Below are 19629 nucleotides of genomic sequence, written 5' to 3'. Positions count from 1 at the left end.
ATGGGGTCGGCACTTGCATATGGCAATCACACTTTTAAGTCTGTTACACACAGCAGACCTGCAGCTGCTATTGTCCAGCCGAAGTTAAAAATTGGTGCTGTTAACGATCCCCAGGAGCAACAGGCAGATCAGGTTGCAGAGCGTGTGATGCGTATGCCTCAGCGCAGCGGGTTTACAATGGCAGGTTTCGATGGAACTGGTTCAAAGATGAACGTTCAAAGAAAGTGCAATTCTTGTAAAGGTAATGAAGAGATCGCTCGCAAGGAGGAAGAGATTCAAGGTATCGATCAGCCAGGTATGGTAAGAGCAAAGGGTGGTCCTGCATTTGTAGCTGGCGGGAACGCTCCGAGTATGGTACAATCAGGTATTGCAAGCACTAAAGGTGGTGGCACCAGTTTGCCCGCACACATCAACAATGATTTTAGTGGAAAGATGGGGGCAGATTTTTCAGGTGTTCGCATCCATGATAATATGCACGCCGCAAAGATGACTGCACATATTAATGCCAGAGCTTTTACTGTAGGTAATAATATCTATTTCAATAGTGGTGAATACAACCCGCACTCGCAATCCGGACGATTTTTACTTGCTCACGAGCTTACGCATACAATACAGCAAGGCGCCAGCGTGAAGCGCAAAACCGAAGAAACAATTCCGGAGACGCCAAGTGTGCAGCAGCCTGAGAGAATTGCTCGGTGTGCTTGTAATGATGAAAACATTCAACGATGGGAAATAGGGGATTGGTTGGCAGAAAGTGCGTGGGAAATTGTAGAAGAAATTGCGCCTCCCGCCTTTGTGGATCTGCTAAGGCAAATTAATAGTCAGGGAATTTTGAGCTTTATGCACGACAAATTGATGCAAAGTCTCGACAGCGTGTTTGATCGGTTTCCTGCAGCAGGCAATTTCATCAGCAATCTTATTACCGTTTTCGCGATGTTGCGAGAACGTGTATCTGCGATTATGCAAGCATTAATATCCGGAGATTGTGGTCCACTGCTTGCGGCAGCAAATGAATTGAAGGATGTCATTACCTCGATTGCTACAGATGCGTGGGCAGGGTTAACAGAGTTTGTGAGGCCTATTGGTGATTTCTTTTCAGGTCTTTGGAGTTCTTTTGGGGCACCCGTAGTAGACTGGCTTGGACAAACTGCTTCGGGTATATGGACCTGGATACAAGGAGTTGGCCAGAGCATCTGGGAATGGACTACCCCGGTGCGTGAATATGGATCGATGGCATGGGAGTGGGTTAAAGCAACCTTAGGCATTGGTACCGATGCAAATGGTGGAGAGAATGCCAGTGGTATTTTGCAGTGGATTACGGGTAAGGCAGAAATGGCCTGGATAACGATCAGGGAAACAGTAAGACCTGTAATAGAACCTGTACAACAGATTGCCAGTCAGGTAATGGAGATATTGCCGCTAAATGCAATATTCAATTTGAGAGATACGGTGGTTAATTTTGCTTCAGGAATAAATAGCATGGCAACTGCCATGGGTGATGACGGAAGTGGAGTTGCTGCCCAAGCACAGCAAACCTCGTTAAGGGAGGTGATTCTGCCCATGGTGCAGCTCAAGGTTGTCGAGGTCCAAGAAGGTATTCTTAATGCAGGATCGTGGATAGCACAAACAGTAGGAGGCTTCGCCCAGCAAATCACCTCTTTCTATCAATCCATTTCAGCTAGTGCAATATTTAGTAGCGTCGCTCCGGCAATTGGATGGATAAATGATGCTGCCTTAAGTCTGAGTACATGGATACAAACCGGCGTAGGCGCTCTATTCAGTTTAGCCAGCAATGGACTTGGTTATCTTGCCAGCTTTATACAGCCAATACTAAACGCTCTACAACGAATAATTGAGACGGTGAGCGACCTTGCAAACCGGGCTAGCGATTTTATTCTCGGACCTTTCATGCTTATACCCGAGTGCATTCGCATCCCGATAAAAAACTTTTTAATCGAACAGATACTGGCTAGAATTCCATTATTTAATCAGATTATGGCGATTGGCGATATTTGGGCAAGAGCACAACAAATTGTAATGACCATATTGTACCAGGTTTTTGTAGATGGAAATTTACCGGGTGCCATGTGGACCTTTTTTAGGGAGTTGCTAAGCCTGGTAGGTATTCCACCAGAACTTATTGTCTCTATTCTGGCAAATGCATCCCAAGCGGTAGTAGAGATTTTAGGGAATCCTGTTGGTTTTTTTGTTAATTTGCTGGGCGGCCTGAGACAAGGTTTTTCACAATTCTTTGGCAACATTTTTACACACCTGCTTTCAGGAGTAGTGAACTGGCTCACAGCAGAAATGCAATCAGTGGGTATTACACCACCAACAGACTTTTCTTTCGGTTCCATCTTCAATTTCATTTTACAAATTTTAGGGATAACGGTTGATAATATCTTCAACTTATTAGCCACAAGAATTGGTGAAGAACGTGCACAACGTTTGCGTGGCATGTTAGACATGGCCACAGGAGCATGGAGCTTTATAGCGGACGTCGTGGAACGGGGTCCGGCAGCAATCTGGGAGCGTATTCAGGAACAATTGAGTAACCTTTGGGATACGGTGGTGACAAATGTGGTGACCTTTATTAACGAGCGAATTATGGCACAGGCAACGGGTTGGTTACTCAGCTTGTTGGATGCCACAGGAATTATGCCAGTTGTTAACAGTATCCTGGCCATTTACAATGCCATAGAAAGCATGGTAGAATATTTTGTGCCCATTCTTCGAATCATTAACGAATACATTACCATGATAGCCGATGTAGCAAGAGGAAACATCGCGGGCGCAGCAAACTTCCTTGAAAATATTTTGGCAAGTTCGATGCCGGTCATGATCGGTTTCCTAGCCAATCAGTTTGGTCTTGGCGATATGGCTACAAGAATGCAAACAATACTAGAGGCCGTTAAGTTAAGAATCGATAATGGCATTCTATGGGTAATTGATCAAGCCATTAGTATTGGTGGGGCAATTATGAATGCCGGAAGGTCGGCTATAGATGCGATTAGGGGTTGGTGGAATAGGCGCAGGAATTTTGTTGCAGCAGACGGAGAACATCATGAAATGTACTATCAGGGTGAGGGAAGGGCTGCAGAGCTTTATGTTGCAAGTACAAATCCGCGTCCTGCACACTTGCTTATCAACATCTTACAGGCGCAGTATGAATCTGAAAATACCGGAAGGGGTGCTGTTAAAAAACAAAGAGCCGCGGAAGCAAGAGCGCTGTATGACAATGATATTGTACGTCTCCTAGCTTTGGTTAAAGCTTTGGATCAGCAGCCAGAAAACGAAGCGTTGATAGAGCAAAACCCTAACTATCAGGAGCTTTTGATTAAAGAAACACAATTGATGCAAATTCTATCTGAAATAATGGGAGAAGGTTCATTAGCAGATGTTAGAAGAAAATACCTGTATGAGGGCGCCGTTGGTACCTATACTGGTGTACCTACACCTACATTCGATAGTATTACACCAGATCATCAGCCACAGTGTGCAACCTTGAAAGCCGCATCGAGGATGGTTTTCGGTCCAGATAATCAATCTGTTTTTAATGAAGGAAATCCAATTTTTAACCTCACCAACGGCAGTCATTGCGGGGGGGCGTATGTTATTAATCTGCATAGTAACCGGCATAATTTTGGAGTTAGCCGAACATATGGCACTACGCCGCACACCGCAAATTTTATTGTGCGCACGCAACCTCAGTTAAGCATGGCACCTAATAGAAGGGCTGCTCAAGGGATTGTAATCAATGAACTAAGAACCGAACTCAATGCAGATGTGAGCCATATTAATAACAGGGTTATAAACATTGGTTTGGGTGGAGATAATGTATGGAGAGATATCGATGCCGACGATATGAATGGACTAACGCTATCGCTTTCCGACAAAACGGAACTTTACAATTATGTAAAAGCTAATATTGCCCAGGGGGAAAGACAGATCGCAAATCAGCCCTTAAATAATTTAATTACAGCATAACGATGGAAGATTTACAATCACTTTTCTCCAACCAAAAACCCATCAAAGCGCTTGAAAAAATTTTGAGACAGTATCACCACGTATTTGGATACTATCGCAATCAAGAAGGTTTGTTAATCTACAATGAGCGCATTACAAATAAAACGCAGATAAAATATTTGTTGCATGCTCAATCCGGATCATTGTTGCTGTTATATAATATGCACAACGAACAATTTTGGGATAATGCGGTGATCATCTATAACGACTCTTCGGGAGATCCCACCGCCATTGTAGCGAAATGTTTAAACGACTACATTAGTCTGCTATTTTATGGAGACGGCTTAATTTCCGAAGGACTCACCGCTGCAAGTTTGCATCGATTAGTACCTCAGGTTTATAAGTCGCCTCCAGAAGTTATATCGCAAGAAAAAATAACTTCGATAGCAGCATACACATCAGAAAACTATGCATATTTTCCAATGTTCAAAGCGATTTTGGTTGAGCAAGGATTTAAACCCATAGCCAATCCGATTAATTATATTTGGGATGCTATGAATATCACCGATTCATTATCACTTTGATTCGTACAGCTGATATGTTATGATTCTTATGGACGTTAGGGATACTACCTTATCGTTAAAAAGGTGGTCTTAACCCACTTGTTGTCGGTGTTAATTTTACTCCACCCGTTTTGCTGGTCTCTAATAAAAACTTCCTGGCCCTTGCTTAAACTCCCAACTTTTGGAAAGTTATTTTCTGCACCGCTCCGAACATTTAAAGTTGTTGCATTTACCGTAGCTAGCTTAACAGGTTTGGTATAGCTTGCATTAACCCAATGTTCTTGTGACCCTGATATCTTGTACCACCCATCTTTCTCCTGAAAAACACGCAGCACTGCGCCTAATAACGCTGGTGTTCTGTCTGCTACTTTTTTTGCCTGTGCATTGGGTTCTACCCTAATATTCAGGCTATCTGCCGTAACCAAAACATATTTTAATACGTTGCTTTCAGTAACACCTGAAATTACATTTCCATTGAGGGAGCTACTTACTAATGGTAGAAAGTTTTGCTGGCAATCTTCAACGCTATTCCCGCCAAAAAAATTAGTGCCCGGGCATGTTTTGTTATTCTTTGTTCCGTTATTTCTTGCGCCGGTACTTAAGTCGAACCAATGGTGATAAACTATTTTATCGGTATTCACTGGGATAGCAAATTTTTTACACAATGCTGCGGTTATGCTAATAATGGTTTCTCGGTGCTGGGGCGTCATGGTATCTTTACCTTTATCAAAGTTGCCAACATGTTCCATGCATATGGCATTAGAGTTGAAGCCGAGAATACATGCGGGTGATTTTTCTAAACTTCTTCCAGTAACGATAGATCCATCAGGAAAGGTTGTAAAGTGCTGCCCAATGTCTGCCCATCCATTTTCACTTACATGATAGTCTCGCATGCTTTTCTGCATTTCAAAGTGGTTGCTGCCCTTAAACTGGATGTAGCTTGGGCTCCATGTGTGGTGCTGTTGTAAATACAGAACGGTACGTGCAATCCGTAATTCACTAAGCCAGTTTTCAAATTCGTTAATGCTTAAATGTGTAAAGCCAAATTTAGTGTTCATTTTTTTTTGATTAGGGATTTATAAGGTGGCGATTACAGGATCTTGGATGAAAATTGGGCATTCTCTCCGCCATTTAAATATAATCAAAAATTTAATAACAAATTTTAAATCAATCAATTACACATAAGTGTGTATTCGTCTTTTTGATGTTATTATCATATATTATCTAGCCAAGCATTTTTTTTGGTTTCGTAGCTTTAGTTGGTTCGAATGACCGATACACGATGACAACCCTAGCTAGCTTTAAGTGGGCGGACAGGTTGGATTCTATTTCTACATCACATCCATCCATACGTTATATAAATCGATTTAGGAATATTACAATTGCCTTTTTTAATTTTGATGTTATGTAAATTATAATAATATTTGTGATAGCGCTAACCGAATAACTCTACAGCAATTAAGATTAAATTGAAAATCATGCGTTATCATTTTTAAGCATGATTGATATAAATTGAAAATATTGATAATCAAATCATAAACACAACATAAATGAAAAGACGAACCTTTCTACAAAACACTGCTTTTTTAGGCGCTGGAGTAGTTGCATCAAAATTCTCTTTCGCTGGTTCGCTGGCGGCAGATTTTCCTGTAGTGCGTGTTGCTGCAGGTAAAAGGCATTTCCAAAGTAAGGCTGTAGATTCAGCCATTAAAACTTTCCAGGCAAACGTTAAAAATCCTGAATTGGCCTGGCTGTTCGAAAATTGTTTCCCAAACACCTTAGATACCACTGTCTATTACGAAGAGAAAAATGGTCGTCCAGATACCTATGTTATTACCGGAGATATCGATGCCATGTGGTTGCGGGATAGCTCTGCGCAAGTATGGCCATATTTACAGTTTGTTAATGAAGATGAACCCTTAAAAAAACTAATCGCTGGTGTAATTATTCATCAAACACAGTGCGTTTTAAAAGACCCCTACGCGAATGCCTTTTACGGCGATCCGAATAAAGTAGGAGAGTGGAAGACCGACAAGACCACTATGCAGGCTGGCGTGCACGAACGGAAGTGGGAAATAGATTCGTTATGTTACCCTATCCGCCTGGCTTACCACTATTGGAAAAAAACAGGCGATAAAACCCCATTCGATGCCAACTGGAAAAAGGGGATTGAAGCGACGTTAAAAACCTTCAAAGAACAACAACGCAAAGAAAACAGAGGTCCTTATCATTTCCAACGCGAAACTACACAACCTACAGATTCACAGCCGATGGCAGGATATGGCTTTCCTGTTAATCCGGTTGGTTTAATCTGCTCAGCATTCCGCCCAAGTGATGATGCCACGATTTTTCCTTTCTTAGTACCGTCGAACTTTTTTGCGGTCTCCAGCTTAAAACAAGCTGCTGAAATGATCAAGGCGTTACAAAGCGATCAAGCACTGGAAAGCAACCTAATCAATCTTGCTAATGAGGTAAATGCAGCACTGCAAAAACATGCTATTGTAAGCCACCCTAAATATGGGAAGATTTATGCTTTCGAAGTTGATGGTTTTGGAAGTAGCTATTTAATGGACGACTCCAATGTGCCTAGTTTACTAAGCTTACCATATTTGGGGGCAATGAAAGTAGAAGATCCGATTTATCAAAACACCAGAAAATTTGCACTTTCAACAGATAACCCGTATTTCTTCAAAGGCACTGCGGCAGAAGGAATTGGTGGTCCGCATGCTGGCCAAGATATGATCTGGCCAATGAGCATCACTATGCGTGCCCTTACTTCTAAAGATGATGCTGAAATTAAAAAATGTATCGATATGTTAAAGAAAACGCATGCAGGCAAGGGCTTTATGCATGAATCTTTTAATAAAAACAATCCAGAGAATTTTACAAGATCGTGGTTTGCATGGTCTAATACATTATTCGGAGAGTTGCTTTGGAAAACTTATCATGAAAAACCTGCACTTTTAAAGGCATAACATTTTTCAGGAGATTGCATTTTTGTCTACGCTTTAAAGAGGGTGTAAATCAAACTTATAATGCAATCTCCTTCATTCTTCAATTTTATGGTTTGTGGCTATCAGCTGTTAAGTAACACATTTGTAACATGTCAAAATATCAGCTAAAAATATTTTTTTGTATTTTGCGGTATTAAGTCATCCTTACCTTGCAAAATCATCAATTAAATAGCTTTTCTCAAATCGAATCGATAAGTAAAGTTCCTGCCATTGCCAATATCTTAGAAATTGTTTGCAATACAACGGGCATGGGGTTTGCTGCGGTAGCAAAAGTGACCAGTTCCAATTGGACGGCCTGTATAGTTAACGATCGAATTGAATTTGGTCTTAAACCAGGCGATGAACTCCCCCTCGAAACTACGATCTGCAATGAAATTAGGCAGCATCAAAATCCTGTTCTGATAGAGCATGTTGCCGAAGATGAGCTTTTCTCTCGCCACCACACTCCCGAAAGATATGGTTTTCAAAGCTACATCTCCGTTCCTATTGTTTTAAAGAGTGGCGAGTTCTTTGGAACCCTTTGCGCTATTGACCCAAAGCCAGCAAAATTAAATAATGGTAGCACGTTAGAAACCTTTAAATTATTTGCTGAGTTAATCGCCTTTCATATCGACAGCATGGAGGAGCTATCGGCCGTAGAGAATAAACTGCAATACCAGATCGAGTTAGCAGATTTTAGAGAGCAGTTCATTGCAATTTTAGGACATGATTTGAAAAACCCACTTAATGCGGTTGCCAATAGTGCACAGCTTTTAGACAGAATTAATCAGGATGAACGCACACATAAGTTAGTAAAAATTATTCGTGATTCATCGTTTCGAATGAATGGACTAATCGAAAACATGCTTGATTTTGCGAGTGGGCGCCTTGGCGGAGGGATTTCTGTTGAAAGAACTGCCGATGAAGATCTGGAGGTTTTCCTTATCCAGGTAGTTGATGAAATAAAAGCCATCTTTCCAGATCGACAGATCGACACGTCGTTTAAGTTACATCATCCGGTAATTTCAGATGGCAAAAGAATAGCCCAACTATTTTCTAATTTGTTAGGCAATGCCATGAACTATAGTACTCCTGGAACTGCAATAGAAGTTATCGCAAACAGCACAGCTGATGGATTTACTTTAAGTGTTACCAATGATGGAAAGCAAATCTCACCTATAGTTATGAAGCACTTGTTTCAACCATTTTCTAGGGGAGCCGTTGCACCCAACCAAAAAGGCTTGGGCTTAGGCTTGTATATATCAGCGCAAATTGCCGAAGCTCATGGTGGCAAGCTAAATGTAACTTCTGAAGGAAACCGTACTTGCTTTACCTTGACCTTACCATCTATATGATTATCTTAAATAACGATGTTCCTACATCAACCGCTTTATCAGTTAAAATAGGAGATAAGGTAAGCGATGGAAAAAACTTAACCGGCATTGTATCAAATATTCAAATTGAAGAAACAGATGCATCACTGCTGCTGATTTTTAAACTTAATAGCGGCGAGGAGATCATTGTGAAAAAGATGCGTCAGGTTTGTTAATGATGTGTGTAAACATCTGGCTCAATTCTTAGCAAAAAGTAATCACCTTTTTATTTTTAAGAATAAATCGTTAACTTACTACCTCTCTAACCAAATATATTTTTTCAGTTCGAATGAAAGTGGATTACATTGCGTTATCTGTGCCGGTATTTTTTATACTCATTGGCATCGAGCTGACTTATACATTCTATAAAAAATTAAATTATTATCGCCTAAACGATAGCATTGCTAACCTCAGTCAGGGTATTGGCCAGCAGCTTACAGGTATCTTCATGAAAACAGCCCTATTTTTTGGGTACAAATTTATCTTCGAGCATTGGCGTATATTCGATATGCCTAAGGGTATTTGGGTTTGGGTGCTTTTGTTTATTGGTGTAGATTTTTTTTACTACTGGTTTCATAGAATGAGCCATCAAGTTAATGCACTTTGGGCTGCCCATATTGTTCATCACCAATCAGAAGAATATAACCTAACGGTTGCGTTACGCCAAAGTTGGTTTCAAGGTTGGTTCAGTTGGGTATTTTACCTTCCTCTTGCCTTTGTAGGTTTCGATCCCATCATGTTTTTAACGCTTAGTTCGTTCAATACGCTGTATCAATTCTGGATTCATACCCGGGCGATAAAATCTATGGGTGTGTTGGAGTATGTTTTTAATACACCATCTCACCACCGTGTACACCATGGCTCCAACCCAAAGTATATAGACAAGAATCATGCTGGCACATTAATTATCTGGGATAGATTATTTAATACCTTCCAGAAAGAAGAGGAGGAAGTTTTCTACGGCATCACCAAGCCATTGGCAAGTTTCAACCCCGTTTGGGCAAACCTTCACTATTGGGGCGATCTGATCGCTACGGCTCGTCGGTCTCCAAAATTAAGCGATAAAGTTAAGGTATTTATCAAACCACCAGGTTGGTTTCCCGCTCATCTTGGTGGTTTTCAACCCGCCGCTGAGGTAGATATTTCAACATATCACAAATACAATCCTTACTATGATGCCAAATTGAGCGGTTACGTCCTTTTGCAATTCACCATTGCTTTGGCTCTAGGTGCAGCACTTCTATTTTCCTATCAGAAAATGCAGATTGAACCTGTTATCTCGGCAACAATTTTTACAATTGCAACACTAGTTAGCTGTGGCGCACTGCTCGAACAAAAAAAATGGCAATTAATCTTCGAATATATTCGTCTGTTAATTAGCGTAATAGCACTTACGCTGCTAAAAGTGCCTGTAGGTCTTCTGGTAGTTCTTGCCGCTATTCAGGTAATATCGTTAATTTGGTTTTACAACCTGCAAAAAGGTAAACTTAAATAGGTATGAAAACCAAGTTATTTTCTTCAATTTTCGCATTAATATTCATTGTACAATTATATGCCGAAAGCGCTTCAATGCTGCCTCTAAAGAATACTACTAAACCACTCATTGTTATTTCGCTTCTTATTTGGCTAATTTCAGCTACAAAATTAAAAGGTCGTTTCCATAAACGCATTTTCACGGGTCTCATTTTTGCCCTCATTGGCGATGTGTTATTAATGTTTCAAACACAACATTCAAGCTATTTCACTTTCGGTTTGGTTGCCTTCTTAGTATGCCATATGGCTTATATCAGGGCCTTCATTCTCGATCATAAATCGAACCCCACCCAAAAAAATCCATATTTCCTTTGGGCAACAGGTGCACTGATTCTATTTTGTGTGGGCTTATTTTTTTATTTACAACCGTCTTTAGGTGGCTTGCAGTTTGCCGTTTTATGTTATGCAATTATCATTACATTTATGGCAATTATGGCTGTTAATCGATATAAAAAGGTTAACATGTTTAGCTTCCAAACAATTTTAGTTGGTGCCTTATTTTTCCTTTTTTCAGATAGTGTATTGGCTGTAAACAAATTTGCGCAACCAATTCCCCAAAGTGGTGTGCTCATTATAGCCACCTATATGCTTGCACAATTTTTAATCGTTTACGGCACAGTGGGTAGACAATTAATTGTTACTCGCACCGAAATTTAATTTTTTGGAAAGCAATGCCTGTTTTTATAGGTCTCGGCAGTCCTGCTATCGTTTCAATCTTTTTGTTAACGTTTATTATCTACTGATTGATTCCTGCTACAAAAAGGATTTCCACTTTATCAGGTTTATCAACCAAAACCTGTATAATAGATGTATGTAGCTAAATGCTAGCGCTACCTGTTTTTTTCCTTATTTAGTACCGTAAATGCTTGCACCAACCGTTCCCCGTTTTCATCAACCAATGTTAACGTATGTGTTCCCGGCTCTGGACTTATAGCCAGCTGATGAAAATTGACCGTTGTAGCAATATATTCCTGATCAATGTGCCAAAATATTTTTGAACGCTGATTGCGGTGCGCAGCATTCAGCACAACTTTACCTCTTGTGCCATCAAATTCGAGCGGAATGTATACGATTGCTCCATTTTTTGGGTAAATTAATTCCATTACGTTGTTTCCACCAAAGTTTTCGCAACCTGGTTTTAGTGGTGGCAGCGATTTGTAATTGCTATTTTTTATTTGGTAAAAGTATTCCATCGCTGGGGGCAAAATAAACCAATTTCTATGCACCATATTGGCAACACTTTCGCACTCGTCGGTTACCCGATAGGTTTCGGTACGGTCTAAATGAATTCGTTTGTGGAATGGACAAATAGCTGTTTTTTCTCCTGCAGTGGGTACCAATTCATCGGCCGTTTGAGTACAATATTCGCCAGCTTTGTAGCCGCTTTCCCTGCAAACTCTCATTTTTGCAAGTTTTGTATTTGGCGTTTCGAACCAAGGGCCTTTCGGTAGTAAATTAAAAATATCGAATAGTACGGGTGCCGCGGTTTCTACGCCAATAAGACCTGGCCTGCCTTCGCCATCTGCATTGCCCACCCACACGCATACCACATAATTTGGGGTAAGACCAATGGCCCAGGCATCTCTGAAACCGAAACTGGTGCCCGTTTTCCATGCAATTCGTTGAGATGATGAGAATTGTTCCCATAGCCCCTCATCTCCAGGCCGCATGACTTCTTCCATGGCATTAAAAGTTGCCCAAATAGATCCATGATCCAATAAAGAATTGCGCTCATAATTATCTGGTCCTTTCTTTTGCTGGTTAACGTATGAAGCAGATTCATAATCTTTTGGACTGTACTGCCCTTTGTAAGTGTTAAAATGATTAAGGGTCCTTGCCAAGCCCATATAGGTATTGGCTAGATCCCACATGGTAACTTCGCTACCTCCTAATATGAGCGATAAGCCATAGTGATCTGCTGGTTGATTGAGCGTAGAGATGCCCAGTTTTTTTAGCTTATCATAAAACCTTTCATACTTGTACTGTTGTAGCATCTTTACCGCAGGGATATTGAGTGAACGGCTCAACGCCTTGTCTGCGGCAATTGCACCGTCATAACCTAAATCATAATTTTGAGGAGAGTAACCGGCAATTTGAGTAGGAATGTCAGGTATTAAAGTATGTGGCAAAATAAAACCGTCATTTAACATACTTGCATAGAGCAAAGGCTTTAAGGTGCTGCCGGGGCTTCGTGGAGCTCTAATCATATCAACATGGCTTTGCAAATTAACTTCTTCAGGCTGATAAATATTTCCCACATAGCTAATTACCGAGCCCGATCGAACATCCAATACAAGAGCGGAAATATTGTTGATATCGTTTGCCCTATAGCGATTATTGTAACGCCTTAAGATCGTGTTGACCTTAAGTTGAACTGATTCGTTCAATGTAGATCGTATTCTTGTTGCACTTATTTCTAACTTCTTCCGCTCATTTTTAAAACGGTTAAGTAAATGTGGTGCATTTTGAGGTAGTTGCATCGGCTTTCCTGGCACTGGCTCCAGCTTAGATAAATTCGCCGTAAGTTGATCAATCATGCCTAATCTAGCCAGCTTATCCAATAGATCATTTCTTTTTTTTATCAACCTGGCGGTGTTTTTACCGGGATGGACTAAAGAAGGGCTATTCGGCAACACCGCCAAGGTTGCCATCTCACCCCAGGAAAGGCTCTGTGGCGCCCTTCCAAAATACCGCCAGCTTGCTGCCTCTAACCCTACAACGTTGCTGCCAAATGGTGCGTTAGCTGCATATAGCCCAATAATTTCGGCTTTTGAATATTTTACCTCCAACCTCAGTGCTAGAATTATCTCCAAAAGTTTTTGCCAAATATTTCGTTCCTGTTTTCTAGATAGGCGAATCACCTGCATGCTTAAAGTACTCCCGCCACTAACTACTCCTCTGGCGCTAATATTTTGCTTCATTGCTCTGCCCAGGGCTAAAAAATCAACTCCAATATGATCGTAGAATCTTTTGTCTTCAAACGCAATGATACACTGCTTAAACTTTACGGGAACAGAATCTGGAAGCGGAAACCTCCACTGTCCGTCAAGAGCAGTGGAGGCACTAAGTAAATTGCCATTGCTCGCTTCAATTACAAATGAAGTAGGCGAATGAAACAACCTGGCGGGTAAACTCAACAAAAAAATAATCAGCAGGGCAATGCAGCTTAAATCTGCAATAAAAAATAATCTCTCTTCTTTTATCATGCTTTAAACCAGGCATTTCCTGTTAATTGTTCAATAGCCGCTTGTAATTACTTCAATATATTACCGATGTATTCCGTATAAACAACGCAGTATCGGCATCTCGAAATTAAAGCTTATGCGCAAATTCAGCGAAATTGCTCCTTGCGATTTCAATGTTAAATAACCGAGTATTGTCATCAACCCTTGTTGCGCTTAGTCCTTTCCATTTCATTCTATTTAACAACCTCTACCCATTTGCCGTTCTGGGTTGCGGAAATTTCATTATTATACATGGCTTCACATTGCACAGCAGACAAGTAATATTTGCCTACGTAAGATGCATTCAATAAAACCTTAAATACTAAACGCTCATTTTCACGAATGTTAAAATAGGTAAATACCCGATCATCTCGAATGTCTTGATAACTAAAGGGAGATGAGGCTAAAATGCTTTGATTATCATTAACTCTGGTATTGATAATTTCCCACCCCGATGGGAAAATTTGTGTGAGTGCCATTTGTTCGTAGTAGCCCATTCTGCCTGGGTTTTTGATGCTCACCTCAGCATAGAAATCTGTTCCTTGCTTTATAGTAGTTGGATCAATCGCAGTACCATTCAAGCGTTTATAAGCAACCTCCATTTCTAGAATTTCCGGGCGGTTTGGTAGAAAGTTATTTTGGCCTGAAACTGGTTGGCCCTCTAAAACCAAACGTGCGAACAAAACATTGTTACCGTTATTGGTTACAGATGCAGTATTTCCTTTAAATGATACAGGTGTACTATTAAGGTATTGGTTACTGTTTATTGTTCCAGACTTACCATCTAACACGTATTGGTACTGTAGCTTATTCGATGATTGGCTCGTGCCACAAAACTTGGCAATGGCTAACAAACTGTACGCGGTAGTTTGTGTGCTATACCAGGTATTTTCACCAATTTTCGCTGCTAGCGGCTGTAATATGCTTGCTGCTTTGGCCTTTTGCCCAAGCAAAGTAAGCGTTTCCAGTATCATGGCCTCATCTCGTAGGTCTGAACCATAGGTTCCACCCAATTGTTTGTATGGCGCAACCGAAGTTGCTAAACCAGCTATCATGGTTTGGGCCACATTGTTTTGTCCGGCAAGCTTATAGGCCGCTGCAAGCCGCCACTTAGCTTGTGTAGAAAGGTATTCAAATGCTCTCAATCGATTCATTGCTGCAATTTCAGGTTTTCTGGCCAAGGCAAGCATATATAGCCGATAAGCCTGAGACAAATCTCCACCAAAGAAATTATTACTATTCGGCGCCCAATTAGTTGCCTTTGTTCGTTGATAGCGCAGCACTTCATCAAGTAAACCAACAGGAAGGTTATAACCTGCATCTTGTGCCTCCACTAAAAAGTGTCCTGCATAATTTGTTCCCCATTCATCAGCACCAGAATCACCTGGCCAATAAGATAAACCGCCATCGGTTGTTTGGAAACTTTTAAGCCTGTTGATGCCAGCTTTTATGTTCATTTCTATCTTTGACTTTTCCTGCTGACTAATTGCTGTTATCCGATCTAAATATAGTTGAGGAAAAATGCCAGAAGTGGTTTGCTCAATGCATCCGTGTGGATATTGAATAAGATAACTTAGGCGTTTCTTTAAGTTTAAAGCCGGAATAGATGATAACTCCAATGCGCCTGCGTTTGTACCAGACATCCCAATTGGTTGATAATTAATTGACCATTTTGTATGTGGCTGAATCGTTGCGGATACAACATTTGTTATGTATGGATTTGGGTTTCTAATATCCATTTCGACGTCGTAGACTGCCTTTTCCGCACCGCTCTGCACAATTACTTTCACTTTGGCAATACCCACATTATCCGGAGCCTTTACGTCAAAGTAGGCCATTTGCTCACCAGTTTTCTTATAATAAAGCTCTTGTCTGTTGTTGCCTTGGAGCTTTAAATTACTAGTTTGCACCTGTACAGAAACCTTTTTTAAGTTGTTTTCCATTGCGAAAACAGTTACTGGTAGCGTAAAGCTTTCTCCAGGGCCGATTACCCTTGGCAGGGTAGCTAACACCATTAGGGGTTTTTTTACCTGAACTGATTTTTCTGCAAATCCGTATGCGGCATCCTGGCCTGCAATTACCATTGCCCTAACTGCACCAATGTATTGGGGTAGGGTAAATTTATGTGTTTTGCTTTGTCCCCGACTTATTGTGTAAGGCCCCATAAATTTAACTACTGCCTTGAAGCGATTAGCCTTCGCAGGATTAAGGTTTTTATTAATGCTACCATCACCACCAATACTTAAAATGCGTTCGAGATTGCCTCCCCAGGCACCTAGTACATTATCAAACAAATCCCAGGATTTTACCCCTAAACCCTCCCTGGCATAAAATACACCATGCGGATCTGGTGTTTTGTAACGTGTTAAATCCAACAATCCTTCATCTACCAATGCAATAGTGTAGGTCATCGACTTACCGTTTTTTTCACCTACTGTGATGGTATTTTCAACCTCAGGTTTTATTTTATCCAACATCCTAATAGTGGGATTCAAAACAGTTTGAGGGTCTTCAACGAAGAGCGGTATGGCGCCATACATCCGAATGGGAAGGTCGTTAATGGTCTGTGCATGCGGTTGGAGCATGGTAATATTGGCAAAAACATTTGGCGCCATCTCTTTCTCAGCTTTAAACTTATACTGCGTTTGGCCAGCTTGGGTATTTATCCAGGTAGCTTTCAATACACGACTTCCATTTTCTATAGAAATCAATGCCCTTCCATTCTTCGCAGATGGAATTGTTAGCGTTATATCTTCACCGACTGTAAATTTCTGCTTGTTAGCTGTAAAAGATAACATTGATGCTTCCGTTGGGTTCGAGTTTTGTTCGCGTTGTGCCCAACCAGGCCAGTCTACATAAACCGATGTACCAGTTACATGTCCACCATTTAAATCTCTAACTAAAATTAGATAACGACCCCATTCTGGTTCATCAATACGCAAATTCCAATTCCCTTTTCCATTGGTAAGTTTTACCTGCCGAGTTTCGATAAGCTTGTTATATTCGTTTTGTGTGAAGTTAGCATAGGTATATTGGTCATCTTGTTCCCACCACCAACGCCACTGTGTCTTGTAAAGTTCCACCTGAACATTTTTGCTTCCTGATAGCAATTTTCCATCAGTATTTACATTTACAATTTCAACTTTGTGGTTTTTACCTGTTACCAACATCCCACTTAATCTATCTCCTTTTTCTGGACGAACGCCGAGGTAGTTGCTGTAAACGTGATATGGAATACTAAAGTTATCGATACTGAAATTCCCTCCAGGTTCGAAAACTTTAGTCGTGAAATTGGCCCGAAGAACGCCCGGAGCAGTGTTATTTTCATTTAGGTCTGTATTTATCTGGGCGCTCCCAGTTTCATCAAGCGTCCCCTCGAAAATCGTTTTTACTTGCGATTCAAACCTTACTGTTGGGTTATCGAAACTAAAATCGTCAAATCCTTTAAACTTTGTTTCAGTTGTATTTAGATTTACATCAACTTTTGCTTTCAAATTTTGCGCTGGTGTGCCAAATAGCCAGTTGACTTTCAGGGTTGCGGCGGATGTTCCAGCAGATAAGTAGGTTCTATTCCCAACATTGAAGTCGATTTTTAATTGGTTTGGCATTACCGTTTCTATTTTGAGCGTTTTGGTAAAGCTTGCACCACCAGCTTTTACTTTTGCTAACCAGTTACCAGTAGGAGAAGTGCTTTCTGTTGCAAGCTTGAAACTATAAAAACCATTAAGGGGTTTTCCGTTAATAAGACGTTTATAGAGTTGGCCTTGCGGGTTGTAAATTTCCATCGTTACCGGATAATGTGCCGGGAATTTCTTTAGCTTATCTTCCATAATAAAGGAAACAAATAAACTATCCCCAGGACGCCAAACGCCACGTTCGCCATAAATGAAACCTTTTAAACCATTTTGGACTACATCTCCTCCAACATCAAAACGGCTGAGGGGTAGTGAGCTTCCGTCATCCAGTTTCAAATATCCTCTTTCCGAACCTTGCCTGGCAATGAGTAAAAACGGATTGCGCTTAAGATCAAACCTCGCAAAGCCATCACCATCTGTTTTTGTAGTGAACATAATTTGCTTTTGGTAGTCCATCAGTTCCAGGCTTACACCGCTTAGTGGTTTGGCTGTTAGCAAATCCGTTGCTACAATCAACATACTATTGTCGTTCCCTCGTTTGGCTACCAATCCAATATTTGAGGCAATTAAATTTCTGCTTGCCCAACGTACTGCAGTATAGAAGGATGATTTGCAAGGGTTATCCTTGTCGCTCCAACGATAGTTATTAGGGTAAGAGTTATTATAACTTTGCCAAAATTCGTCATCTTCATCGATTTGATCTCCATAATAGTCACCATAGCTATCATATTCATTTTCATCATCATCATCAGAATTTGCACCATCCGAATTGCAATTAAAGGCATTATAAGACTTTCTGAAAGCAATAGTTACGCGATACATTGCACCAGGCTCAGTCCGAATCATTTTGTCTAGATCTAGCGTAAAACGATTTTTCTTATGTAGGTTAAGTGCCTTATCTTCATCAAGTCTGATGGTTTTCTGAAGAATTGGTTTTGCTACACGTCGCAGCTCGTTGCCATTGTTATATCCATTGGTTTGGAAAAATTGAGGAATGTTGTTTTCGTAGATTTTAATTACTGTAACATCTACTGCTTTCAAATTAACGGCCTCAAACGGTAATACTAATTTTCCGGTATTTGGAAGAATTGTGCCCGCACCCGCGATTGTTACCGCCGGTAGTTTATCTTCGAAAACCAGGTTAGCAGTTTTTCCAACAGATAAAGTTTTACCATTTATGTTCTCGATACCGCGACTTACGTTTAGCGCATAATTTCCTTTTAATTCTTCGGGTGCGTAAACTTTTACCTGGCTTGCATCAATGGTAAATCTTAAATCGCTCAAGTTACCAAATGAAATCATACCGGTTAAGTCTTGTCCAACCCCTACAGGCTCCGAAAACTGCACCAATGCATAATCTTCTTCACCTTGAACGGCTTTCATATTTAGAATTTCGAATTTATTTAGTGCGGGCACTCTAATGTTTTCTTCACCTTTCTGATCTGCGTCCAAAGCATCGCCATCCCAGCGTATTTTTAGCATCTGGTCTTTTTGCTTTTTCTTAATACTATCAATAGTAAATTGTGAAGTATTATTGGAGGGATCGTGCTGCCATTTAATTTTCAATTTCTGATCAAATTGTAGTTTGATAGTCTTCTCGATTTTATCGGATGTCTCTTGATCAGATGTACTTACCTCACCAGTTAATTTCATGTAATCTAAGGAGGTATTATTCTGAGAAACCAGCCCGTTTTGCGTGAGCATAATACCAGGAGAAATTACTTTAAATTTGAAATCGAAATTTTCTAGCTTTTTCTCTGTAGCTGAAACTTCAGACAAACGGAATGTGGCTTCGTATGTATTACCTGGCTGCAAAATTTCATCAGGTCGAAATTCCACTGTTTGTGGATCAATCCAGTACGTTTTCCCAGATATAGATGGGGAAAAATCAAAAAGCTCGCGAGCATCTGGTTTGCCCAAATCTTGCATTCCTGTTGCAGGATTTGTTAAATGAACCCTGATAAAACTCTTTTTCGAGATTGTTCCAGAGGTGTAGGCTTCAATGTATTTGGCATAGGCTTGTTTATCTTCATTGCTTTCTCTCTTTTTTTTGAAGAAAACAAATGCGATTGCAGCAATGGAGAGTGCCAGAAGACCTACAAATAAAAATTTCTTTTTGGAGGATGATTGGTAAGTAGATGGTTGTTCCATTTTAGAAATTGTGGTTGGTTGTACTAGAAAAGTAAGTAAATTTCTCATCAAAATACATGATGTTGAAAAGTTATTTATGTTAGTGCTTCCAATTGCTCTTGATGCCCCATATTTATGGTTTCGACTAGCAAGGAGGGTAGGTTTATCATCCGTTTACATCCTCAGTTAGCGTTACATAAACTGAAAATTGA

Annotated in this window: 10 protein-coding genes; 7 read left to right on the top strand and 3 right to left on the bottom strand. The window is 40.5% G+C overall.

Going from position 1 to position 19629, the window contains the following annotated elements; all coding sequences use genetic code 11:
• Together OQ268_RS08275 and OQ268_RS08270 are read left to right on the top strand one after the other, a co-directional pair.
• Positions 1–3987 (top strand): eCIS core domain-containing protein, encoded by a 3987-nt coding sequence (locus tag OQ268_RS08275; RefSeq protein WP_265855651.1) that lies wholly within the window; start codon positions 1–3, stop codon positions 3985–3987.
• A gap of 2 nt (positions 3988–3989) precedes the next feature.
• On the top strand, positions 3990–4550 hold the full coding sequence (locus OQ268_RS08270; protein ID WP_265855650.1) for a hypothetical protein: 561 nt from the start codon (positions 3990–3992) through the stop codon (positions 4548–4550).
• Positions 4551–4594: 44 nt separating this feature from the next.
• On the opposite strand, the gene OQ268_RS08265 is transcribed toward OQ268_RS08270, so the two are convergent.
• Entirely contained in the window at positions 4595–5587 is a 993-nt protein-coding gene (locus OQ268_RS08265) for an SH3 domain-containing protein (RefSeq protein WP_265855649.1), read from the bottom strand.
• A 492-nt stretch (positions 5588–6079) separates the two neighbouring features.
• On the opposite strand from OQ268_RS08265, the gene OQ268_RS08260 reads away from it, so the two are divergent.
• From OQ268_RS08260 to OQ268_RS08240, 5 genes are all read left to right on the top strand, one after another.
• On the top strand, positions 6080–7504 hold the full coding sequence (locus OQ268_RS08260; RefSeq protein WP_265855648.1) for a glycoside hydrolase family 125 protein: 1425 nt from the start codon (positions 6080–6082) through the stop codon (positions 7502–7504).
• Positions 7505–7692: 188 nt separating this feature from the next.
• Positions 7693–8877: a GAF domain-containing sensor histidine kinase gene (locus OQ268_RS08255; protein WP_265855647.1), complete on the top strand. Its 1185-nt coding sequence runs from the start codon at positions 7693–7695 to the stop codon at positions 8875–8877.
• Positions 8874–9071 carry a hypothetical protein gene (locus tag OQ268_RS08250; protein ID WP_265855646.1) on the top strand — a complete coding sequence of 66 codons (198 nt, stop codon included), beginning with the start codon at positions 8874–8876 and terminating at the stop codon, positions 9069–9071. Before OQ268_RS08255 ends, OQ268_RS08250 begins: the two co-directional genes overlap by 4 nt.
• A gap of 113 nt (positions 9072–9184) precedes the next feature.
• Entirely contained in the window at positions 9185–10390 is a 1206-nt protein-coding gene (locus tag OQ268_RS08245; protein ID WP_265855645.1) for a sterol desaturase family protein, read from the top strand.
• A gap of 2 nt (positions 10391–10392) precedes the next feature.
• A complete protein-coding gene (locus OQ268_RS08240) occupies positions 10393–11085 on the top strand; it encodes a lysoplasmalogenase (protein WP_265855644.1) in 693 nt (230 codons plus the stop codon).
• 173 nt (positions 11086–11258) lie between these two features.
• On the opposite strand, the gene pbpC is transcribed toward OQ268_RS08240, so the two are convergent.
• Positions 11259–13634, bottom strand: a complete 2376-nt coding sequence (pbpC, locus tag OQ268_RS08235; protein ID WP_265855643.1) for a penicillin-binding protein 1C — start codon at positions 13632–13634, stop codon at positions 11259–11261.
• Between the two features lie 212 nt (positions 13635–13846).
• Positions 13847–19438, bottom strand: coding sequence for an MG2 domain-containing protein (locus OQ268_RS08230; protein ID WP_456153993.1), 5592 nt, complete (start codon positions 19436–19438; stop codon positions 13847–13849).
• Positions 19439–19629 lie beyond the last annotated feature (191 nt).

It is taken from the genome of Pedobacter sandarakinus (assembly GCF_026240095.1).
GTDB lineage: Bacteria > Bacteroidota > Bacteroidia > Sphingobacteriales > Sphingobacteriaceae > Pedobacter > Pedobacter sandarakinus.
Note: the sequence above shows the minus strand (reverse complement) of the source record. Positions and strands in the feature narration are given on the sequence as shown.

Coding starts and splice junctions, on each gene's coding strand:
- OQ268_RS08270 (WP_265855650.1), top strand. CDS start 3,990: ATGGAAGATTTACAATCACTTTTCTCCAACCAAAAACCCATCAAAGCG.
- OQ268_RS08265 (WP_265855649.1), bottom strand. CDS start 5,587: ATGAACACTAAATTTGGCTTTACACATTTAAGCATTAACGAATTTGAA.
- pbpC (WP_265855643.1), bottom strand. CDS start 13,634: ATGATAAAAGAAGAGAGATTATTTTTTATTGCAGATTTAAGCTGCATT.
- OQ268_RS08275 (WP_265855651.1), top strand. CDS start 1: ATGGGGTCGGCACTTGCATATGGCAATCACACTTTTAAGTCTGTTACA.
- OQ268_RS08250 (WP_265855646.1), top strand. CDS start 8,874: ATGATTATCTTAAATAACGATGTTCCTACATCAACCGCTTTATCAGTT.
- OQ268_RS08230 (WP_456153993.1), bottom strand. CDS start 19,438: ATGGAACAACCATCTACTTACCAATCATCCTCCAAAAAGAAATTTTTA.
- OQ268_RS08240 (WP_265855644.1), top strand. CDS start 10,393: ATGAAAACCAAGTTATTTTCTTCAATTTTCGCATTAATATTCATTGTA.
- OQ268_RS08260 (WP_265855648.1), top strand. CDS start 6,080: ATGAAAAGACGAACCTTTCTACAAAACACTGCTTTTTTAGGCGCTGGA.
- OQ268_RS08245 (WP_265855645.1), top strand. CDS start 9,185: ATGAAAGTGGATTACATTGCGTTATCTGTGCCGGTATTTTTTATACTC.